Source organism: Microbacterium ulmi (assembly GCF_011759705.1).
Lineage (GTDB): Bacteria > Actinomycetota > Actinomycetes > Actinomycetales > Microbacteriaceae > Microbacterium > Microbacterium ulmi.
On sequence record NZ_JAAOZF010000001.1, the window covers coordinates 522545 to 543754 of the forward strand.

The 21210-nt window shown below is 72.4% G+C and carries 19 protein-coding genes and 2 pseudogenes; 10 read left to right on the forward strand and 11 right to left on the reverse strand.

Annotated elements, in window-relative coordinates; genetic code table 11:
* A complete protein-coding gene (locus FHS08_RS02465) occupies positions 1-390 on the reverse strand; it encodes a TOBE domain-containing protein (RefSeq protein ID WP_167035161.1) in 390 nt (129 codons plus the stop codon).
* A 135-nt stretch (positions 391-525) separates the two neighbouring features.
* Between FHS08_RS02465 and FHS08_RS02470 the strand changes: the two genes are divergently transcribed.
* From FHS08_RS02470 to FHS08_RS02495, 6 genes and pseudogenes are all read left to right on the forward strand, one after another.
* Positions 526-1632, forward strand: a complete 1107-nt coding sequence (locus FHS08_RS02470) for a ThiF family adenylyltransferase (protein ID WP_167035163.1) — start codon at positions 526-528, stop codon at positions 1630-1632.
* Positions 1629-2879: a molybdopterin molybdotransferase MoeA gene (locus FHS08_RS02475; RefSeq protein ID WP_167035165.1), complete on the forward strand. Its 1251-nt coding sequence runs from the start codon at positions 1629-1631 to the stop codon at positions 2877-2879. The genes FHS08_RS02470 and FHS08_RS02475 overlap by 4 nt, the downstream gene beginning before the upstream one ends.
* Positions 2876-3340: pseudogene (gene moaC, locus FHS08_RS02480) on the forward strand (cyclic pyranopterin monophosphate synthase MoaC); the annotation flags it as partial. The gene FHS08_RS02475 and the pseudogene moaC, both read left to right, overlap by 4 nt.
* 778 nt (positions 3341-4118) lie before the next feature.
* On the forward strand, positions 4119-4790 hold the full coding sequence (mobA, locus tag FHS08_RS02485; protein WP_167035166.1) for a molybdenum cofactor guanylyltransferase: 672 nt from the start codon (positions 4119-4121) through the stop codon (positions 4788-4790).
* Positions 4787-5050 (forward strand): DUF6457 domain-containing protein, encoded by a 264-nt coding sequence (locus tag FHS08_RS02490; RefSeq protein ID WP_167035168.1) that lies wholly within the window; start codon positions 4787-4789, stop codon positions 5048-5050. The genes mobA and FHS08_RS02490 overlap by 4 nt, the downstream gene beginning before the upstream one ends.
* Positions 5050-5283 (forward strand): MoaD/ThiS family protein, encoded by a 234-nt coding sequence (locus FHS08_RS02495; protein ID WP_167035169.1) that lies wholly within the window; start codon positions 5050-5052, stop codon positions 5281-5283. The genes FHS08_RS02490 and FHS08_RS02495 overlap by 1 nt, the downstream gene beginning before the upstream one ends.
* A 6-nt stretch (positions 5284-5289) precedes the next feature.
* On the opposite strand, the gene FHS08_RS02500 is transcribed toward FHS08_RS02495, so the two are convergent.
* The 5 genes from FHS08_RS02500 to FHS08_RS02520 all read right to left on the reverse strand — a co-directional run bounded on the left by FHS08_RS02500 (position 5290) and on the right by FHS08_RS02520 (position 11511).
* Complete coding sequence (locus FHS08_RS02500) at positions 5290-5718, reverse strand: molybdenum cofactor biosynthesis protein MoaE (RefSeq protein WP_167039529.1); 429 nt, start codon at positions 5716-5718, stop codon at positions 5290-5292.
* Positions 5715-6191 carry a MogA/MoaB family molybdenum cofactor biosynthesis protein gene (locus tag FHS08_RS02505; RefSeq protein WP_167035171.1) on the reverse strand — a complete coding sequence of 159 codons (477 nt, stop codon included), beginning with the start codon at positions 6189-6191 and terminating at the stop codon, positions 5715-5717. The genes FHS08_RS02500 and FHS08_RS02505 overlap by 4 nt, the downstream gene beginning before the upstream one ends.
* Positions 6192-6237: 46 nt before the next feature.
* A complete protein-coding gene (locus FHS08_RS02510) occupies positions 6238-8739 on the reverse strand; it encodes an FdhF/YdeP family oxidoreductase (protein ID WP_167035172.1) in 2502 nt (833 codons plus the stop codon).
* A 69-nt stretch (positions 8740-8808) separates the two neighbouring features.
* Positions 8809-10812, reverse strand: coding sequence for a helicase HerA-like domain-containing protein (locus FHS08_RS02515; RefSeq protein WP_167035174.1), 2004 nt, complete (start codon positions 10810-10812; stop codon positions 8809-8811).
* Between the two features lie 51 nt (positions 10813-10863).
* Entirely contained in the window at positions 10864-11511 is a 648-nt protein-coding gene (locus tag FHS08_RS02520; protein ID WP_167035176.1) for a phosphatase PAP2 family protein, read from the reverse strand.
* Between the two features lie 102 nt (positions 11512-11613).
* Here FHS08_RS02520 and FHS08_RS02525 point away from each other — a divergent pair, with 102 nt between their 5' ends.
* On the forward strand, positions 11614-12105 hold the full coding sequence (locus tag FHS08_RS02525; protein ID WP_167035177.1) for a nitroreductase family deazaflavin-dependent oxidoreductase: 492 nt from the start codon (positions 11614-11616) through the stop codon (positions 12103-12105).
* A gap of 49 nt (positions 12106-12154) precedes the next feature.
* Here FHS08_RS02525 and FHS08_RS02530 read toward each other — a convergent pair whose 3' ends face one another.
* Positions 12155-13546 carry a multidrug effflux MFS transporter gene (locus tag FHS08_RS02530; RefSeq protein WP_170283211.1) on the reverse strand — a complete coding sequence of 464 codons (1392 nt, stop codon included), beginning with the start codon at positions 13544-13546 and terminating at the stop codon, positions 12155-12157.
* Between the two features lie 341 nt (positions 13547-13887).
* Between FHS08_RS02530 and FHS08_RS02535 the strand changes: the two genes are divergently transcribed.
* Genes FHS08_RS02535 through FHS08_RS02545 form a run of 3 tightly spaced genes read left to right on the forward strand, consistent with a single transcriptional unit; the run spans position 13888 to position 15764 of the window.
* A complete protein-coding gene (locus tag FHS08_RS02535; protein ID WP_167035179.1) occupies positions 13888-14607 on the forward strand; it encodes a DUF3105 domain-containing protein in 720 nt (239 codons plus the stop codon).
* 40 nt (positions 14608-14647) lie between these two features.
* Complete coding sequence (locus tag FHS08_RS02540; protein ID WP_167035181.1) at positions 14648-15307, forward strand: DUF305 domain-containing protein; 660 nt, start codon at positions 14648-14650, stop codon at positions 15305-15307.
* 49 nt (positions 15308-15356) lie between these two features.
* Positions 15357-15764 carry a hypothetical protein gene (locus tag FHS08_RS02545; protein WP_167035182.1) on the forward strand — a complete coding sequence of 136 codons (408 nt, stop codon included), beginning with the start codon at positions 15357-15359 and terminating at the stop codon, positions 15762-15764.
* Here FHS08_RS02545 and FHS08_RS02550 read toward each other — a convergent pair.
* The 4 genes and pseudogenes from FHS08_RS02550 to FHS08_RS02565 form a co-directional block, all read right to left on the reverse strand.
* Positions 15728-18197, reverse strand: a pseudogene (locus tag FHS08_RS02550) (HAD-IC family P-type ATPase). The gene FHS08_RS02545 and the pseudogene FHS08_RS02550 overlap by 37 nt on opposite strands.
* Before the next feature lie 9 nt (positions 18198-18206).
* Positions 18207-19226, reverse strand: a complete 1020-nt coding sequence (locus FHS08_RS02555) for a substrate-binding domain-containing protein (protein WP_167035184.1) — start codon at positions 19224-19226, stop codon at positions 18207-18209.
* Positions 19227-19316: 90 nt separating this feature from the next.
* Positions 19317-20234, reverse strand: coding sequence for a carbohydrate ABC transporter permease (locus tag FHS08_RS02560; protein ID WP_167035186.1), 918 nt, complete (start codon positions 20232-20234; stop codon positions 19317-19319).
* Positions 20231-21205, reverse strand: a complete 975-nt coding sequence (locus FHS08_RS02565; protein WP_167035188.1) for a carbohydrate ABC transporter permease — start codon at positions 21203-21205, stop codon at positions 20231-20233. The genes FHS08_RS02560 and FHS08_RS02565 overlap by 4 nt, the downstream gene beginning before the upstream one ends.
* Positions 21206-21210 lie beyond the last annotated feature (5 nt).

The following is a 21210-nucleotide window of genomic DNA, read 5'->3' on the forward strand; positions in this document are numbered from 1 at the left end:
TCAGTCCTTCGGGGTCTCGACGATGACGGTCGTGGCTTTCACGACGGCTGTGGCGAGCGAGCCGACCTCGAGGCCGAGCTCGCGGACGGCCTCGGCCGACATGAGCGACACGACGCGGTGCGGACCGGCCTGCAGGTCGACCTGGGCCATGATCCCGTCGACCTGCACGCGCGTGACGATCCCCGTGAAGCGATTGCGGGCGCTCGAGAGCACGTCGCCGGGCTCGGCCGGCGCCGCCGCGAGCTCGACGGCCCGCGCTGCGAGCGCGTCGCCGGGGATCTCCGCAGGCGTCCCGATCGCGGGAAGCAGGCCCTGGTCGACCCAGCGGCGCACGGTGTCGTCCGAGACTCCGAGCAGTCGGGCGGCGTCGGCGATGCGATACCTCTGCATGGAGCGACCGTAGCACCCGCATGTGCGGATGCTCCACGAGCAATCGTCCGCACCCGCGGAGATGCTCGATCGCGTGCCGCGCGATGCGCACCGGGGCCCGGACCCGCGGCGAGCGTGCGCGCGTACGCTGAACGCATGCCGTTCCCTCCGCTCGTCGAGCCCGTCGCAGCGCTCTCCGACGCCGAGCGCGCACGCACCGCCCGGCACGTGATCCTCGCGGGTCTCGGCGACCTCGGTCAGCGCCGGATCGCCGCCGCGCACGTCGCCGTGATCGGCGCGGGGGGGCTCGGCTCGCCCGTCGTGCTCGCGCTCGCCGCGGCCGGCGTCGGAACCCTCACCGTCGTCGACGACGACGTCGTGGAGCTGTCGAACCTCCAGCGCCAGGTGCTGCACCGCAGACAGGATGCCGGCACGTCCAAGGCCGACAGCGCCGTCCGCGCTGCCGCCGCCCTCTCCGACACCGTCGTCGTCCCCGTGAGAGAGAGGCTCACGGCCGCGAACGCGGCGGGCCTGCTCGCGGGAGCCGACCTCGTCATCGACGGGTCGGACCTGTTCGAGACCCGCGAGGCGGTCGCGGCCGCGGCGGAGGAGCTCGGCATCCCGCTCGTGTGGGGCACAGTGCAGGAGTTCGATGCGCAGGTCACCGTCTTCTGGAGCCGTCCTCCCGCGGGGGCCGCGCCCGTCGTCCTCGCCGACCTCTACCCCCCGGGCAGCGTCGGCGCCGTGCCGTCGTGCGCCGACGTGGGAGTGCTCGGAGCCCTGTGCCTCCAGGTCGGATCGCTCCTCGCGCTCGAGGCGATCAAGCTCGTCGCGGGGATCGGCGAGCCGCTGCTCGGGCGCGTCCTCGTGATCGACGCGCTGCGCGCCCGGCAGACCGAGGTGCCCTTGCGGGCGACGGATGCCGCGGCCTCCGCTGCCCCCGCACGCACGGCCGCGGCGGCGCCGGCTCCCGCAGGACGCCATCCCATCACGGCGGTCGGGCCGAGCGCCCTCGCCGACACGCTCGTGATCGACGTCCGCGAGGCCCACGAGGTCGCGACCGGCATGATCCCCGGCGCGCGGCATGTCCCGCTCGGAGAGCTCCTCGCGAACCCCGGCGCCGTCGAAGGCCCCGTCGTGATCGTGTGCCAGACCGCGGTCCGGTCGCGGTACGCCGCCGAGGCGCTGCGCGCCGCGGGGGTCGAGGCATCGATCCTCGCGGGCGGCATGGAGGCGTGGACCGCGTCGAAGGCGACCGCATGACGTCGCTCCGACCGGTCGAGGAGCAGCTCGGTCTCGTGCTCTCTCGCGTGCGGCTGCTCGCCGCGCAGTCCCTGCCGCTCTCCGCGGCGGGAGGCAGAACGCTCCGCGAGCCCGTGCGCGCCCGCGTCGACATCCCGGTCTTCGACAACTCGGCGATGGACGGCTTCGCCGTGCGCTTCGAGGACGTGAAGGATGCCGCGCCCGACGCGCCCGTCCGGCTGCGCGTCGTCGCCGACCTCCCCGCAGGCAGCCCGCTCGATCCACCGCTGGGTCACGGCGACGCGGCACGCATCATGACGGGCTCGGCGGTGCCGACGGCGGCGGATGCGATCGTTCCGTTCGAGGACACGGCCGGCGGGCTCGCGGACTCGCTCGGCGAGATCGCCGTCACGTCGGCACCCGCCGCCGTGGGCGCGCACGTGCGTCGACGCGGCGGCGATGCCGCCGTCGGCGATGTCGTGGTCGCCGCGGGCATCCGGCTCGGGCCGCTCCAGCTCGCGGCCGCCGCGGCCGCGGGCGTTCCCGATGTCGTCGTCGCGGCGCGACCTCGCATCGCCGTGGTCTCGACAGGCTCGGAGCTCGTCGCTCCGGGCCGAACGCTGCAGCGAGGGCAGATCCCCGAGTCGAATAGCGAGCTCCTGGCGGGACTGGCTGCCGACGCCGGTGCCGACGTCGTGCTGCGCGCGTCCGTCGCCGACGACGGCGGCGGGCTCGCGCGGGTCATGGCGCGGGTCGCGGCAGCGGGTTCGCCCGAGCTGGTCGATGTCGTCGTCTTCTCGGGCGGAGTCAGTGCGGGCGCGTACGAGGTCGTCAAGAACGAGCTCGCCGGCACGATGGAGTTCGCGAAGGTCGCGATGCAGCCGGGCAAGCCGCAGGGCTTCGGCGTCACGGCGGACGGCGTCCTCCTCTTCGGCCTCCCCGGCAATCCCGTCAGCGCCGCCGTGTCGTTCGAGGTCTTCGTCCGGCCGGCACTGCTCGCGCTCCAGGGGCGGACGCACCTCCAGCGGCCGCTGCTCCGGCTTCCCGCAGCCGCCCGATGGCGCACACCTCCAGGGCGCCGCCAATACCTCCCCGCCGCAATCGACACGGCCGATCCCTCTCGCTGGACCGTCTCTCCCGCGACGGCGGGGGGCTCGGCATCCCACCTCGCAGGGGGGCTCGCGCGCGCGGACGCCTACGCGATCGTCCCTGCAGAGGTCGACGTCGTGACGGAGGGCACGTTCGTCGATGTCATGCTGATCTCATGAGCTTCACGCATCTCGACGACTCCGGGAACGCGCGCATGGTCGACGTCACGGCGAAGGAGCCGACCGTCCGTGCCGCGACGGCGCGCGGGTTCGTCCGGTGCGCTCGCGAGGTGGTCGCGGCGCTGCGCGACGGCGCCGTCCCGAAGGGCGATGTCCTCGCGGTCGCGCGCATCGCCGGCATCCAGGCCGCCAAGCGCACGCCCGAGCTGCTGCCGCTCGCGCATGTCATCGGCGTGCACGGCGTCGTCGTCGATCTCGAGGTCGCCGACGAGGGCGTCGAGATCGAGGCGACCGTGCGCACGGCCGACCGGACGGGTGTCGAGATGGAGGCGCTCACGGCGGTGTCGGTCGCCGCCCTCGCGATCGTCGACATGGTGAAGGGCCTCGACAAGTCGACATCGATCGAGAACGTGCGCATCACGGCCAAGGAGGGCGGCCGCTCGGGGTCGTGGACGCGGCCGGGCGAGACGGCCGGATCGCTTCCGCATGCGTCGGGCTCGCCGCACGGCAGCGCGCGCGGCACGGCACACGGATCCGGGGAGCCCCGGCCTGGACCCGAGCCCCGGTCGACGGCATCGCCCGAGCCGCCGCCGTCGTCGGCGGCCCCCGGCACACCGGCGCCCGGATCCCCCTGGTCCGGACCCGAGCCCAGGTCGACGGCATCGCCCGAGCCGCCGTCGTCGGCGGCCCCCGGCACACCGGCGCCCGGCTCGGACATGCGCGCGTCCGTGACGCCGCTCCCGCCGGTCCACGCCCCCTTCGCCGTCCCGCCCACACCCGCTCCCCCCGTGCCGCCGGGGCCGGGTCTGCCCGTCGGCGCCACGGCGCCCGTGACCCCGCCGACGACGTACACGGCCGCGCCCATCCCTCCCGACATCGCGCCCCCCGCCCCGCCGATCCCTTTGCACCCCGACGGCTCCCGGCGCGAGTCCGGACGCCGCGGCGCCGCACGACCGGGGCCCCTGCGCTCGAATGCCTCACACTCGGACCCGTGGCATCCCGAACCGTCGCGTCCCGAACCGTCGGCTCCCGGCCCGTCGCTCCAGGAGCGTCCTCCTGTCGGCGCCGGCCCTGTCGGCGAGGCGGGGAACGGGGGGACGGGAACGAACGGCGCGGGCGCCGTCGACCCGCCCGCCGTGACGCCTCCCCTTCCGACCCGACGCGTCCGCGCCGCGCGTCGTGCATACGGGACCCCGCAGCTCGGCGAGTCGTGACGGCACGAGCCGTGACGCACGGAGCATGACCGCCGGCCGGGGCGACGCGACGGGCAGCGGTCCGGGCGAGCTCGACACGGTCGGCGCGATCCTGCTCGCGGGGGGACGAGCCACGCGGATGGGCGGCGCGACCAAGCCCCTCCTGGAGATCGACGGGCGCTCTCTGCTCGCGCGTGCCGTCGCCGCCGTCGCAGAGGCGGGAGCCCGGCCGGTCACGGTCGCGGCCGAGGTCCTCGATCCCGCGCTCGAGGTCGAGTGGGTGCGCGAAGACCCTCCCTTCGGCGGGCCCGCCGCCGCGACGATCGCCGTCCTCGACGCGTGGGCGGCGCGCGGCGACGACCCCCCGTGGACGTTCCTGCTCGCGTGCGACCTCCCGCACGTCGACGCCGCCGTCGCGCGACTGAGCTCCGACATCCTGCTCCTGCCCGCCGACACCGACGGCATCTGCCTCGCGGACCCGTCGAGCAGGCCGCAGTGGCTCACGGGCCTGTATCGCACGGTCGCGCTGCGGCGCGGAGCCGCTGCCCTCCCCGATCGCGGGCGAGGCGCCTCGGTCCAGGCGCTGCTGGACGACCTCGCGATCGCGGTCGTCCCCGCCCCCGAGGGGCTCACCGCCGACGTCGACACGTGGGAGGATCTCGTACGAGCCCGCACCGAGGCTCGGCATCCCGTCGCGCGCACCGAGGAGGACGCATGACCGAGCACCTTCCCCCCGAGGCTCTCGACGTGTGGGCCCAGGCGCTGCGCGAGCGTTTCGGGCTCGGTCCGAACGACATCCCGATCCCGCTCATCCTCGATCTCGCGAAGGATGCCGCGAACGGCGTCGCTCGCCCGGCGGCTCCCGTGAGCGCGTTCGTCGCGGGACTCGTCGCGGGGCGAGCGGGCGGGAGCATCCCCGACCATGCCCGCGACGCCGCGGTGCTCATCTCGAAGCTCGCATCGGAGTGGAGGGCCTGATGGCCCGCGTCCGATTCTTCGCCGCAGCCGAGGAGGCGGTGGGCGCCGACGTCCTCACCCGGTCAGAGCCGACGCTCGGTGCGCTCAGATCCGCTCTTGCGGCGGAGTTCCCCGGGCTCGGCGGCATCCTGCCCCGCTGCGCCGTGCTCGTGGGCGGAGCCCGCGTCTCCGACGAGACCCCGCTGTCGACGGACGAGCTCGTCGACGTCCTGCCGCCCTTCGCGGGAGGCTGACGCGCCTCAGCCGCCGAGACCCTTCCAGGCGATCGTGCCGTCGGCCTCGACCTGGCGCTTCCACACGGGCAGGTCGGCCTTGATCGCCTCGATGACGGCGCGGCAGACCTCGAAGGCCTCTGCGCGGTGCGCCGCCGCGACGGCGATCACGACGGCCGCGTCGCCGACCGCGAGCCGGCCGATGCGGTGCGAGACGGCGACGACGGCGCCCGTCTCGCCGACGGCATCCTCGGCGAGCAGGCGCAGGACCTTCTCGGCATCCGGATGGGCCGTGTACTCGAGCGCGACCACGGCGGTGGCGGCATCCGGATCGTGATCCCGCACGCGCCCCACGAACGTCACCTCCGCGCCCATCGCGACGTCGTCGACCGCCGCGACGTGCGCGTCGAGGTCGAGGGGCTGCGCGCTGATCGCGGCGATGCGCACCGACATCAGTGATCGCCCCCCTCGAGCTGGTCGATGACGTGGCGTGCGACCGACACGATGACGGGCATGCCGGATGCCACGGCCTTCGGCGATCCCGGCAGGTTGACGACGAGCGTCCCGCCCGCGACGCCCGCGATCCCGCGGGACAGCATGCCGCCGGGTGTCTCTGCCGTTCCCCGCCGCCGCAGCTCCTCGGGGATGCCGGGGATGCTCCGCTCGATGACGGCGGTCGTCCCTTCGGGGGTGCGGTCGCGGGGGCCGAGCCCCGTCCCGCCCGTCGTCACGACGAGCCGCGCTCCGTCGGCGACGGCGCCGCGCAGCGCCGAGGCGACGCTGTCCGCTCCGTCGGGGACGACCACGGCGTCGGGGCAGTCGAATCCCGCATCGCGCAGGGCGGCGACGGCGAGCGGGCCTGCCGCGTCCTCGCGACCACCCGCCGCCGAGCGATCGGAGACGGTGATGACGACGGCGCGCAACGGCATGTCGTCAGCCTAGACACGCGCGGCGGTCGCCGCCTGCGCGGCGAGGTCAGCCCCGCCGCTCGAGGCGCACGACGACGGACTTCGAGGTGGGCGTGCCGCTCACGTCCGCGACCGAGTCGAGCGGCACGAGCACGTTCGTCTCGGGGTAGTACGCGGCCGCGTTGCCCCGAGGCGTCGAGTAGGCGACGATGCGGAACTCCTGCGCGCGGCGCTCCTGCGTGACTCCGTCGGCGCCCGTCCACTCGGACACGAGGTCGACGATCTCGCCGTCCGCGAAGCCCAGCGCCTGGATGTCCTTCGCGTTCACGAGCACGACTCGACGCCCGCCGTGGATGCCGCGGTACCTGTCGTCCTTGCCGTAGATCGTGGTGTTGTACTGATCGTGCGACCGCAGGGTCTGCAGCAGCAGGCGCCCCCGAGGGATGCGCGGATACTCGAGTGCGTTCACCGTGAACCGTGCCCTGCCGTCAGGCGTCGCGAAGCGCCGCTGGTCGCGCGGCCCGTTCGGGAGGAACAGGGTGCCGCCCTTGTCGATGCGCGTCTCGTAGTCGTCGAAGCCTGGGACGACGTTCTCGATGTGCGCGCGGATGAGCGAGTAGTCGGCTTCGAGCGCCGCCCAGTCCGCGTGCGGGACATTGAGCGGATGCCGCGGGGCAGCGGGATCTGGGGCGTCGGCTGCTGCCCCGTCCAGGTGCGGGATGTCGAGCGGATGCCGCGCGGCCGCGGGATCTGGGCCGTCGGCTGTTTCTGAGGGTGTGCGCTCGGGCAGGCCGCGTTCGGGGTCGCCCGCATGGCGCGGCGAATCATCCGGCGCGGCCCCGTCGCCGAAGAGCATGCCGCACAGCCGCGCGACGATCGCGACCTCGCTCAGCAGGTCGTCGGCGGGAGGAGCGAGCCGGCCGCGCGACGAGTGCACGGCGCCCATCGAGTCCTCGACGCTGACGCGCTGCTCGCGGACGGTGCCGTCGGCGCCCGCGCGTCTGTCGCGATCGGTCCGGCCGAGCGTCGGCAGGATGAGCGCGCGCCGACCCGTCACGACGTGCGAGCGGTTGAGCTTCGTCGACACGTGCACCGTGAGACCGACGTCGGCCATCACGGCCTCCACGACCGCCGTGTCGGGGGTGGCCGACACGAAGTTGCCGCCCATCCCCATGAAGAACCGCACGGCGCCGTCGCGCATCGCGCGGATCGCGCCGACCGTGTCGAACCCGTGCGGGCGAGGGGCGGAGAACGCGAACTCGGCGTCGAGCGCGTCGAGGAACGCCGCCGACGGCTTCTCGTAGATGCCGACCGTGCGGTCGCCCTGCACGTTCGAGTGTCCTCGGACCGGGCACAGGCCCGCACCGGGGCGCCCGATGTTGCCCTGGAGCAGGAGCACGTTGACGATCTCACGCAGCGTCGCGACGGAGTGCTTGTGCTGCGTGAGCCCCATGGCCCAGCAGACGATCGTGGCGCTCGACGTGCGGACGCGCTCAGCGACACGACGGAGCGTCTTCTGCGGGATGCCGGTCGCGGCGACGAGCTCCGGCCACGGCACGGCGGCCATCGCGTCGCGATACGCGGCGAAGCCGCTCGTGTGCTCCTCGATGAACGCGTGGTCGAGGATGCCGCCCTCGCACTCCTCGGCCTCGATGAGGTGCTTCCCGATGGCCTGGAACAGCGCCTGGTCGCCGCCGAGCCGGATCTGCACGAACTGGTCGGCGAGCTTCGTCCCGCCCAGCAGCACGCCCCGCACCGTCTGCGGGTTCTCGAACCGCATGAGCCCCGCCTCGGGCAGCGGGTTGACGGCGACGATCGTCGCGCCGCGCTCCTTGGCCTTCTCGAGCGCGCTCAGCATGCGCGGATGGTTCGTTCCGGGGTTCTGTCCTGCGACGATGAGCAGGTCGGCGCTGTGGACGTCCTCGATCGACACGGTGCCCTTGCCGATGCCGATCGTCTCGGTGAGGGCCGACCCCGACGACTCGTGGCACATGTTGGAGCAGTCGGGGAGGTTGTTCGTCCCGAGGCCTCGCACGAGCAGCTGGTACAGGAAGGCCGCCTCGTTCGAGGTGCGGCCCGACGTGTAGAAGACGGCTTCGTTCGGATCGTCGAGCGCCCGCAGCTCGTCCGCGACGAGCCGCAGGGCGTCGTCCCAGGCGATCGGGCGGTAGTGCGTCTCGCCCTCGTCGAGAAGCATGGGATGCGTCAGCCGCCCCTGCTGGCCGAGCCACCAGTCGTCATGTCCGCGCAGCTCGTCGATCGAGTGCTCCGCGAAGAACTCCGGACCGACGCGACGCAGCGTCGCCTCCTCCGCGACGGCCTTCGCGCCGTTCTCGCAGAACTCCGCGATGTGGCGCTTGTCGGTCTCGGGCCAGGCGCATCCGGGGCAGTCGAAGCCGTCCTTCTGGTTGACCCGCAGAAGAGCGGCGACGCTGCGCCGCACGCCCATCTGCTCGTTCGCGATCTCGAGGGCGTGCAGCACGGCGGGCACGCCGACCGAGACGCCCTTGGTCCTCGTGGCGCGGACCTTCGACTCGTCGATGTCGGTCGTCGGTGCCTTCGTGGCCATGATCCGATGCTAGGCCTCTGCAGGCGTTCACGTCCCGTGCGCGGCGTGGCGGGCCGTCAGCACCGGCCGTCAGCGCCGGCCGGTTCCGAAGATGCCCCTGATCACTCCGTTCAGCAGCGTCTGCGTCGTCTTCGAGTTGAGCACCTGCTCGAGACCCGATTTCGGCGCGCGACTGGAGGTGCGGCTCGTGCCGCCGGTCTTGCGCAGGAGACGCTCGTACTCCTGCTGCGCCTTCTTGTCGGCCGCCGCCTGGGCCTTCTCGATCGCGGCCTGCTGCTTCGCGTGCTCGGCATCCGCCTTCGCCTTCGCGAGCGCGGCCTCCTCGGCGGCCGCCGCCTCCTCCGCCGCGTTCATCTTGGCCGTGAGGATCTCGCGCGCCGACTCGCGGTCGATCGCCGTGCCGTACTTCGCGAGCAGGGGCGACGCGTGCACGGCGCGCTCGATGTCGGGATCGGGGGTCGGCGACATGAGGCCCTGCGGCGCGCGCAGGCGGGTCCACGCGACAGGCGTCGGCGCGCCCTTCTCGCTCATGACGGTGACGATCGCCTCGCCCGTGCCGAGCTCCTGCAGGACGCGTTCGAGGTCGTAGCCGCTGGTCGGATAGGTGCCGACGGTCGCGCGCAGGGCCTTCGCATCGTCGGGCGTGAAGGCGCGCAGGGCGTGCTGCACGCGCGATCCGAGCTGCGCGAGCACGGAGGAGGGCACGTCCTTCGGCGTCTGCGTCACGAAGAAGACGCCGACGCCCTTCGACCGGATGAGCCGTACGGTCTGCGTGATGGCGGCGAGGAAGTCCTTCGACGCGTCCGCGAACAGCAGGTGCGCCTCGTCGAAGAAGAAGACGAGCTTGGGCTTGTCGGCATCCCCCACCTCGGGGAGGATCTCGAACAGCTCCGCGAGCAGATACATGAGGAACGTGGAGAACAGCGCCGGCTTGTCGACGACCCCGGGCACCTCGAGCAGGGAGATGACCCCGCGGCCGTCTGCGGCGACGCGGAGGAAGTCGCGCACGTCGAACTCGGGCTCGCCGAAGAACACGTCGGCGCCGTCGTCGGCGAACGTGATGAGCTCGCGCAGGATGACTCCAGCGGTGGCGGCGGAGAGGCCCCCGAGGTCCTTGAGCTCGGCCTTGCCCTCATCGCTCGTGAGCCAGCTCAGCACGGCACGCAGGTCGGACAGGTCGACGAGGGCGAGCCCGTTCGCGTCGGCGTAGTGGAAGACGAGGCCGAGGCTCGACTCCTGCGTCTCGTTGAGCCCCAGGACCTTGCTCAGCAGCAGGGGTCCGAACCCGCTCACCGTCGCGCGCACGGGAACGCCCTTGCCGATTCCGCCGAGCGCGAAGTACTCCGTGACGGATGCCTCGGCCCTCCACTCCTGCCCGATCGCGCGGGTGCGCTCGAGGAGCTTCTCGTTGGCCTCTCCCGGGGTCGCGACGCCGGAGAGGTCGCCCTTGATGTCGGCGGCGAACACCGGCACACCGTTCGCCGCGAGCTGCTCCGCGAGGCCCTGGAGCGTGCGCGTCTTGCCCGTGCCCGTCGCGCCGGCGACGAGTCCGTGCCGGTTCATCATCGCGAGCGGGATGCGGATCTGCGCTCGCGGCACGGGGTCGGTGTTCACGAGCGCGCCGAGGTCGAGCGTCGCGTCCTGGAACGTGTAGCCCGCGACGACTCTCGCGACCTCGTCCGCGTCGAGGGGTCCCTGCCCGGCGACCGCCGCCGCGGGCTCGGACTGTGCCACGGGCTCGGCGGGTGTCGCGGGCTCGGCAGGTGTCGCGGGCTCGGCAGGTGTCGCGGCGGGCTCGGCCGGCGCGGGCCCGGCCTGCGCGGGCTCTGCGCGTGTCGCCACAGGCTCAGCCGGTGCCGTCGCGGCACCTGCGCCGGGCGCGAGGACAGGCGCGTGCGTGGAGGCGGGCGGAGGGGCGACGGATGCCGCGGCCGCCGCAGCCGCCTCCGCGGCGGCGAGCGCGGCCTTCGCCTGCGCGGCTCTCAGCTGTGCTTCGGCGGCCTCCGCCTCGGCACGCAGGCGTGCGAGCTCGGCTTCTGCAGCGGCGACGGCGGGGTCGTGGGAGCCGGTCATGCGCTCAGCCTAGCGACGGCCCTCTCCGCGCGCCGCGACCCGCACGCAGGCTCAGCCGCCGTCGTCACGCCGTGCGAGCTCCCCCGCGAGCGGCCCCGAGAAGGCCGCCGCGAGCACGAGCGCGACCCCCGCTCCGATGAGCGCGCCGCCGATCGTGTCGCTCAGCCAATGCGCGTGCACGTACGTCCGGCTGAAGGCCATGCCGGCGATCCAGAGCCCGCCCACGACCGCCACCCACAGGCGGGGGAACAGCACGAGCGCCGCGATCGCGAGGGTCGTGGCGTTCGCGACGTGCCCGGAGGGGAACGAGCCGAAGTCGGACACGACGAGGATCTCTTCGGGGCGCGCGCGTCCGAACGTGTGCTTGAGCACCTGGACGACCCCGGCGCTCGCGGTCGCCGAGACGAGGAAGTACGCGGCAGACCACGGCCGCCGCACCGCGACCAGGGCCGCTGCACCTCCCAGCGGCACGATGACGATGCTGATCCAGCCGCTGCCGAGCACGTCGAGGACGCGCGAGATCCGCTCGGCCGCCGGGCTCCACCACGCCGCGAGGAGCGTGTTCCATGCGTCGTCGACCACGAAGGCCACGTTGCCGCGCAGATAGATCCACGCGCCCAGCGCGACGCCGGCCGCGAGGAGCACGGCGCCCGCGACGGCGAGCACGACCGCACGGCGGCGGGCTGCGGCATCCTCCATCGCACCATTGTGCCGGGCCGCCCGCCGTGCGCGGGGCGACGGGCGCGGGGCGAGGAGCACGAGGGTGGTGCGGGTCCGGGCGGGTTCGGCCACAATGGGCGGATGACCGCCGTCGTCGATGTCGTGCGCGCCGCCATCGCACCGCTCACCCGCACTCGCGCGTTCCGCCGCTGGGCGCCGCAGGCGCTGCCTCCCGTCGAACGCGCCCTCACGGCGCTCACGGGCGGTCGCGTCCAGCTGAGCGCGCTGCTCGTGCCGTCGCTCGTCCTGCACACGACGGGAGCGAAGTCGGGCGAGCCGCGCGATGCGCCCCTCATGTACACGCCGGACGGGCGGGGTCGCGCGATCGTCGCGGGCACGAGCTTCGCGCAGGAACGGCATCCCGCGTGGACGGCGAACCTCCTCGCCCACCCGGATGCCGCCATCACCGTCCGCGGCAGGCGGCTCGCCGTGCGCGCGAGCCTCATTCCCGACGACGAGCGGGATGCCGCGTGGGAGCGCATCGAGCGGCAGTGGCCGGGCTACCGGGGCTACGAGCGGGACTCCGGCCGCACCGTGCGGCTCTTCCTGCTGCAGCCCGTGCGCGAGGACTGACGCGTCGCCTCGAGCGCGGGATCGGGCGAGGCGGTGCCGGCGGACACCGCTACGGCGCGAGGCGCTCGACCGTGCGGGGGCGCACGACGAGCCACAGCGACAGCAGTCCGACCGCCGCACACGAGACCATGACGGTCGCCATCGTCGTCGCCGTGATGCCGGCGTCGCTCGCGATCCAGCCGACGACGGGAGTGATGAGACCGGCGACGCCGAAGTTCGTCGCGCCGATGATCGACTGCGCCGTGCCGGCGGCCTTGCCGTGCCTGTCGAGCGCGAGCACCTGCACGCACGGGAACGTGAAGCCGCACGCCGTCATGAAGACGAACAGCGGCACGATCGTGCCCCACAGGCCGAGGCCCAGCTGGTCGGTCGCGATGATGGCCGCGCCGGCGACGAAAAGGACACCGGTCGACCACGCGAGCACCCACTGCGGGCCGAACCTCGCGGCGAGGCGCGATGCGGCCTGCACGCCCAGCACGACACCCAGCGAGTTGACGGCGAACAGGATGCCGTACAGCTGCGCGTCGAAGCCGTAGCCGTCCTGGAAGAGGAACGGCGACGCGGACAGATAGGAGAACAGCCCGCTGAAGGTCATGCCGCCGATGATGAGGACGCCGATGAAGACGCGGTCGCTGAACACGCTCAGATACCGCTGCCAGACCGTCGTGGCGCCGCGCTCCTGCCGGCGCGCGCGTGGCAGCGTCTCGGGGATGAAGAAGACGGCCGAGACGAGCATGACGGCGCCGTAGACCGCGAGCACGACGAAGATGCCCCGCCAGGGCATGACCCGCAGCAGCTGGGATCCGACGAGCGGCGCGAGCACGGGTGCGACGCCCGACACGAGCGCGAGGCGCGAGAGCATGACGACGAGGCGCTTGCCGCCGAAGAGGTCGCGCACGATCGCCGCGGCCACGACGCCGCCCGCTGCCGCGCCCGCCCCCATGAGGACGCGTGTCACGGCGAGCAGCTCGAGCGTCGGCGCGAGCGCGGCCGCGACGCTCGCGAGCACGTGCAGCGCCGTCACGGCCAGCAGCGGGATGCGGCGTCCGACCTTGTCGCTGAGCGGGCCGACGATCAGCTGACCGAGGCCGAATCCGATCATGGTCCCCGTGAGGGTCAGCTGGATCGCCGCCGCCGTCGTGTGGAAGTCGGCCTCCAGCACGGGGAAGGCCGGCAGGTACAGGTCGATCGTGAACGGGCCGAGCGCCGTGAGGGCGCCGAGAAGGATGACATAGAGGAGCCGGCGGCGGGCCGTGATGGCGTCGCCCGGGTGCAGCACGATCGGGGCGGTCGCGGGGTTCGACCCGAGCGTGCGGATCGCGCCGGTGCCGCCGCCTTGCGTGCGCGCGGCTGCGGCGGGGGCCGGCTGCGGTGCCGGCTGCGGTGGCGGTACGGGCGGGTCGAGAGGCTTCGGAACGGGAACGGACGCGGTGTCGGGCAAGGCGGAAGTCACTTCGGTGCGGAGGCGGGATGCGTCGGCAGCGGGCGGACCGTCAGCTCAGGCGCGTGGCAGCGAATCGCTGGACGAGGGCGCGGCCGGAGGTCGAGGGCTCGAATCGATTCGAGCTCTCATGATACCGGAAAGCGCCGTCCGGTCGAGAGGCACGGAGGGAGGGATCCGCGCGTCGACGCGCCCCGGAGGCGAGGCGGCCCAGGCTCGTCGGCCCGCGGTCACGTGCGGTTCACAGCCACCTGTCCGCGTGACGGCTTAGGCTTGTCGAGCCGCGGAGCCGCGGCGTCCTTCCTCCGCCGCCTTCGGGCACCGAGCCGAGATCACAGCGAATGACCCCGACACCCCCGAGCCCCGCCGAGAAGCGGGCGAGCGGCAACCCTGCCACGCAGGCCAGGATCGCCCAGACCGTCAAGCAGCAGCGCGAGCAGCGGCGCCAGGAGAAGGTCGCCGAATATCAGCGGATGCTCGCGAAGCGCAAGCGCAGCCGGCTCGTGTGGTGGGTCGTGGGTGGCGCTGCCGCCGTCGTCGTCGTGGCGCTCGTCGTCGCGTCGATCGTGTTCGCGCCGAAGCCCCCGCCCGAGTACGGCGCGGGCGACAGCACGGGCGTCGACATCGAGGGCGTCCAGACCTTCGAGAACGAGACGAAGCACGTCGAAGGATCGGTCGACTACGCGCAGACCCCGCCGGCCGGCGGACCCCACAACGCCGTCTGGCTCAACTGCGGCATCTACGACCAGCCGCAGCAGAACGAGAACGCCGTGCACTCGCTCGAGCACGGCGCCGTGTGGGTCACGTACGACGCTGCGACGGTGTCGGGCGACGAGCTCGCGACGCTGAAGAGTAAGATGCCGTCGAGCTACGGCATCCTCTCGCCGTACGAGGGCCTCCCCTCGCCGATCGTCGTGAGCGCCTGGAACGCGCAGCTCCAGGTCGACTCCGCCGACGATCCGCGCATCGCGGAGTTCTTCACGGAGTACTGGCGCAGCCAGAACGCGCCCGAGCCCAACGCGCTGTGCACGGGCGCGATCGACGGCCCCGGCAAGCAGTGACGCAGGCCGTGACGCGAACAGTGGCGCGTCCCGTGGCGCCATGAGCGACGACGTGCGCCCGGCGCGGCGGTGGCCGCTCGTCGTGCTCGCCGTCCTCGCCGCCGCGGCCGTCGCCTTCGCGATCGGCAGGTTCTCGACGTTCGGATCGGGCGCGTCCGGCCCGAACGATGCCGACGCCGGCTTCGCCCGCGACATGCAGGTGCACCACGCGCAGGCGGTCGAGATGGCGATGGAGCTCTACCGCAAGACCGGCGACGACGAGCTGCGCACGCTCGCGTACGACATCGCGACCGCCCAGTCCGCTCAGAAGGGCGAGATGTTCGACTGGCTCGTGCAGTGGGGCCTGCCGCAGTCCGGCGCACCGCTCATGTCGTGGATGACGGATGCCGGCTCCGGCCACGCGGGCCACACCGGCGCGGACGGCGGCCCGGCGACCGATGCCGACCTCCGCGTCGCGATGGGCATGGCGACGGATGCCGAGCTCGCCGACCTCCGCGCTGCTGTGGGCCGCGACGCGGACTGCCTCTTCCTCGAGCTCATGATCCGTCATCACGAAGGCGCGATCCCGATGGCCGAGGCCGTCGTCGGTCTCGGCTCGGTCCCGCGTGTGCGGGCCGTCGCGGAGGGCATGATCGCGAACCAGACCGCCGAGATCGACGCCATGACCTCGGCACAGGAGCGGCTCGGCTGCGCCGGCTGACGCAGCCGGGGCCGGAGTCGCCGGATCGCGACGTCGATACAGTGTTCGCGTGAGCGCAGTCGCGCAGCCCCCGAGACGGCCCGTGGTCGTGACGATCGTGGTGGCGCTCGTGTACCTCGTCGGCTTCTTCGACGCCGGGATCGGCATCCTCGTCCTCCTCAGTCGCTACCGGGTGCCCGACGACCAGGTGCTCACGGTGTCGCTCCTCGGCGCGGGCATCATCCTCTTCGGCCTCCTCGCCGTCGCCGTCGCAGGCGGGGTCGCGCACGGCAGCCGACTGTCGCGCATGCTCGTGACGATCTATCTCACGCTGCACGTCATGACGATCGCCTCCGAGCCGGACTGGACGTGGTGGTCGCTCGCGACGCTGGCGCTCGAGATCGCGGTCGTCGTCGTGCTGTGGACGCCCCCTGCGACGCACTACTTCCGCGCGGCGGCGCTCGCCGCTCCGGTCTGAGCCGCCACCAGCGCCCGCGCGACGAAGCGGCGGTGGAAGAGCCGCACGACCTCGATCGCCGCGATCACGACGACGATGACGATCGTCAGGAGGATCGCGGCCTCCTCGCCGGGATCGACGAGCTGGAAGAACTCCGTCGACACCGGGACGGTGAAGATCACGACGAGCGCGACGAACATGGCCCCGATCACGAGCACCTTGTAGCGGTTGAGCGGCCGCGACAGCACCGTCAGCACCCAGATGCCGACGACGGCGAGGATGATCGTCGAGCCCGTCTTGAGCTGCTCCTCGTCGACGCCGAGCGGACGCAGCAGCAGCGTGTAGGCGGTCAGGCCCCCCGCGATGATGAGACCCGCAGGGATCGCGAAGCTCAGCGACCGCCGGAGGAACCCCGGGACGTATCGCTGCGTGTTCGGCATGAGCGCGAGGAAGAACGCCGGGATGCCGATCGTCAGCCCGTCCGTGATGGAGAGCTGCCGCGGCAGGAACGGGAACTCCAGCACGAGCAGCCGAACACGATCGCGAGCGACGTCGCGTACGCGGTCTTCGTGAGGAAGAGCATGGAGACGCGCTCGATGTTGGCGATGACCTGACGCCCCTCCGCGACGACGTCGGGCAGATGCGAGAACTGTCCGTCCAGCAGCACGAGCCGTGCGACGGCCTTGGTCGCAGCCGAGCCCGAGTTCATCACGATGCCGATGTCGGCCGTCTTGATCGCGAGCGCGTCGTTCACGCCGTCGCCCGTCATCGCGACGGTGTGCCCGTTGTCCTGCAGGGCGACGACCATGCGCCGCTTCTGCTCGGGCGTGACGCGCCCGAAGATGCGCTGCGTCTCGACGAGCTCGCGAAGCTCCGCCTCGTCGTCGGGCAGCCGGCGCGCGTCGAAGCCCTCGTCGACGTCGAGTCCCACCTCACGGGCGATCGCCGCGACGGTGCGCGGATTGTCGCCCGAGATGACGCGGATGCCGACCCCCTGCTGCCGGAAGTACTCCAGGGTCTGCGCGGCGTCCGGCCGCACCTCTTCGCGGAAGGTCAGCACGACGGCGGGCGACACGCGCTCGGGGAGCCGCTCCTCCTCGACGTCGGCTGCCGTCAGCGCCGCGCCGGCGTACCCGAGGACGAGGGTGCGGCGACCTGTCGAGGCGAGTCCCGTGACGACGCGGCCGAGCTCTGAGTCGGCGTCGGAGGCGGCATCCCCGAACACCATCTCGGGCGCGCCCAGCACCCACGTGCCCCCGACCCCGTCGAGCCGCACCGCGCTCCACTTGCGTGCGGACGAGAAGGACACAGAGGCGGTCTCGCCGATCGCGTCGGCGGGATACGGCTCGCGCAGGCACCGAGCCGTCGCGTTGGCGTCGGGCGCCGCGCCGAACCAGCCGAGCGCCGTCTCCCAGCCGGGCGCCGGATCGGCGAGCGGATGCGCCGCGTCGAATTCGATCTCCCCCATCGTGAGGGTTCCCGTCTTGTCGAGGCACACGATGTCGACGCGCGCGAGGCCCTCCACCGCGGCAGCTCGTTGACGAGCACCTGCCGTCGTGCGAGCCGCGCGGCGCCGACGGCGAACGCGATGCTCGTCATGAGGACGAGCCCGAGCGGGATCATGGCGGTCAACGCCGCGACCGTGTTGACGACGGCCTGCACCCACGACCCCGTCTGCCACGCCGTGCGCCAGCCGCCCGCGACCATCACCTGCGCGTTGAGCACGAGCAGCCCGATCGGCCCGATGCCCCAGCCGACCCACGTGAGCACGCGATTCACCGACGTCCGCAGCTCGCTCGTCACGAGCGAGAACCTCTTCGCATCGGAGGCGAAGCGGTTGGCGTAGGAGTCCGCCCCGATGCGCGTGACCCTCGCAGCGCCCTCGCCCGCCACGACGACCGACCCCGAGAGCGCTTCGTCGCCCGGGCGCTTGTCGACGGCATCCGACTCGCCCGTCAGCATCGACTCGTCGATCTGCAGCGCTCGCGACCCGACGACCTCGGCGTCCGCCGAGACCTGGTCACCGGCACGAAGGACCAGGATGTCGTCGAGCACGATGTCGGCAGGGAGCACCTCCGCCTCGTCGCCCTCGCGGCGCACGCGCGCGTGCGGGGCGTTCAGCAGCGCGAGACGGTCGAGCGCGGCCTTCGCGCGGAACTCCTGGACGCACCCGATGATCGCGTTGGAGAGGGCCGCCAGCCCGAACAGCGCGTCCTGCCATCGCCCCAGCGCGAACAGGACGGCGAAGCACGCGAAGATGATGCCGTTGAAGAGCGTGAAGACGTTCGCGCGGACGATGTTCCACGCGCTGCGGCTCGAGTCCGGCGCATACGCGTTCGTGAGGCCCGCCGCGATCCGCTCGGCGACCTGCGCCGCGGTGAGGCCGACGAGCGGGTCGACGTCGACGTCGACGGATGCCACGGCGACTCCAGGATCGCGGGACGTGGCATCCATGTGCTCACCCTAGAAGGAGAGCGCGCCCGCCCGCACCCCGCCCGTCGAGCCGCGCACGACGAGCGTCGGCTCGGCGACCCTCGTGCGGGGAGGCGGGTCGGGGACCTCGATGCCCGACGCCATCACGACGTGGTCCACGAGGAAGTCCGCGACCGCCGCGAACGGCTGCGTGAGCGACGTGAGCTCCGGATGCGTGAGCCGCGCGAGCGGCGAGTCGTCGTAGCCCGTCACGGCGAGGTCGCTGCCCACCGCGATGCCGCGCCGATCGGCCGCGCGGACGACGCCGGCCGCGAGCGTGTCGGACGCGCAGACGACGGCCGTCGGCCGCCACCGCTCGAGGAGCTCGGCGGCACGCTCGGCCCCCGCGACGACGGTGTCGCCCGATGCGTGGGCGTGCGGGCGGGCGTCGAGCCCGCGCGTCGTCATCGCCTCGAGCCACCCCCGCTCGCGATCGTCGCCGCCGGCCTCGTCGTGCCCCCAGCCGAGGAACGCGATGCGGCTGTGCCCCGACGACGCGAGGTGGTCGACCGCGAGCCACGCGCCGCCGTGTCCGTCGACGTCGATCCACGGATGCGGGCTGTCGGGAGCGCCCCAGGGGCGGCCGAACGCCGCGAACGGCACGCCTCGCTCGCGCAGCCAGGCGGGGCGCGCGTCGTCCGTGTGCGTGTCGGTGAGGATGACGCCGTCGACGGCACGCCTGCGCCAGACGTCGTCGAACGCTGCGATCTGTCCCGCGTCGTCGCCGAACGAGCCCAGGACGACGAGCCGGAAGCCGTGCCGGGCGGCGGCACGCACGAACTCGGCCAGCAGGGGCTCCGGCGTCGACGCATGGCTGTGCGCCGTGGGGCCGATGTGGATGCCGATGAGGCGGGTCCGCCGCGACGTCAGGGCGCGCGCCGCCTCGTCGGGCACGTAGCCGAGCTCGTCGATCGCCGCGCGCACGCGTGCCAGGGTCGGCGCCGTCAGCCGCTGCGGCGCGTTGAGCGCGTTCGACACCGTCTGGCGTGACACGCCCGCGTGGGCGGCCACGGCCCTGATGGTCACTCGGCTTTCGTCGCCTGGCATGTTCCGGGCCCCGAGGGGTCGGGTCCGCCGTGGCGAGCCCGGGGCGCGGTCACCTCATCCCTTCACTGAGCCCGCCGTGACCCCCTGGACGAAGAAGCGCTGCAGCAGGAAGAACACCAGCAGCGGAACCGCCATCGAGATGAACGCCGCCGCCGTGACGAACTGCCAGTTGCCGCCGAAGTTCGTCGTCAGGTTGGCGAGCGTGACGGGCAGCGGCAGGTTCTGCGGCACGGGTCCGAGGAACACGAGGGCGACGAGCAGGTCGTTCCACACCCACAGGAACTGGAAGATGACGAGAGACGCGAGAGCCGGGACGCTCATCGGGATGACGAGCCGGAAGAAGATCGTGGCGTGCCCCGCGCCGTCGATCTCGGCGGCCTCGAACACGGAGCCCGGCAGTCCGCCGATGTAATTGCGCAGCAGGTAGACCGCGAAGGGCAGGCCGTACCCCGTGTGGGCGAGCCACAGCGCGAGGAACGAGCCCGCGAGCTCCGTCCCGCGGAACAGCGACAGCACGGGAATGAGCGTCACCTGCAGCGGCACCACGAGCAGGCCGACCATCACGAGGAAGATGAAGTCCCTGCCCGGGAACTTCATCCACGCGAACGCATACGCGGCGAAGCCCGCGACCATCGTGACGAGCACGGTCGCGGGGATCGTGATGTAGAAGCTGTTGAGGAACGCCGTCCAGATGCCGGCGCGCTCGAGCACGAAGATGTAGTTGTCGAACGTGAAGTCCCACGGCGGGACGAACGCCGTCCACCATCCGCTCTGGTTCGTCGCCTGCGCGGTGCGGAAGGACGCGACCAGGAGGCCGAGCGCCGGCACGATCCACACGACGCACGCGACGACGAGCAGGATGTGAACGAGCGGATTGGCCTTCTTCTTCGGCTCCGCGAGCCGTTCGGCGCGACGCTGAGAGCGACGCGACTTCGGCGCCTCGGTCTTCGGGATCTCGACGATGGCAGTCATCGCTGCTCCTCCTGCTGACGGAACCGTCTCACCTGCAGCACCATGAGCGGCACTGTGGCGAGGAAGAGGACGGTCGCGACGGTGGCCGCGCGGCCCTCCTGCGTGAACGAGAAGAGTTCCTTGTACATCTTGTTGGCCATGACCTCCGTGCCGAAGTTGCCGTTGGTCATGACGAAGACGACGTCGAACGTCTTGAGGGCGAAGATGAGGACCGTCGTCGTCACGACCGCGATCGTGGGCCGCAGCAGCGGATAGATGACGCTCCAGAAGACCCGCCACTCGTTGGCGCCGTCGAGGCGAGCCGCCTCGAGCAGCTCGAGCGGCACGCCCTTCAGCCCCGACACCAGGACGACGACCGCGAGCCCCGTCATCATCCACATCCCGACGATGATGAGGTACACGTTGTTCCACGGCTCCGTGCTGAGGAACGCGACGGGATCGCCGCCCGTGGCGGTCACGACGGCGTTGAGCGTGCCGACGCGCGGGTCGATGTCGTACATGAGCCGCCAGATGACGCCCGCCGCGACGGCCGAGATCGCCATCGGGAGGAAGATGATCGACCGCACGGCGACCTCGTAGCGCACCTTCTCCGCGAAGACCGCGACGAGCAGGCCGATGCCGACGACCAGCAGCGGCAGGAGGATCGCCCACAGGATGTTGTTGCGGATCGCGACGAGGTTGTCGCTGCTGCCGAAGAACCAGCCGTAGTTGTCGAGCCCGACGAAGTTGTCGCCTCGGCGATCGAACAGCGACCGCCAGACGGTCGCGATCGCGGGATAGACGAGGAAGATCGTGACGAACGCTATCGCGGGAAGGATCCAGAGCCACGGCCTGATCCTGATCCCCGTCGCGGGCCGCAGCCGCTTGAGGATCGCCTCGACGAGCAGGATGTAGCCGCAGATGACGACAGGAACGCCGACGACGACGATGAGCCCGAGCAGGAGCTTGTTGTTGAGCAGGTCAGTGAGCATGCACG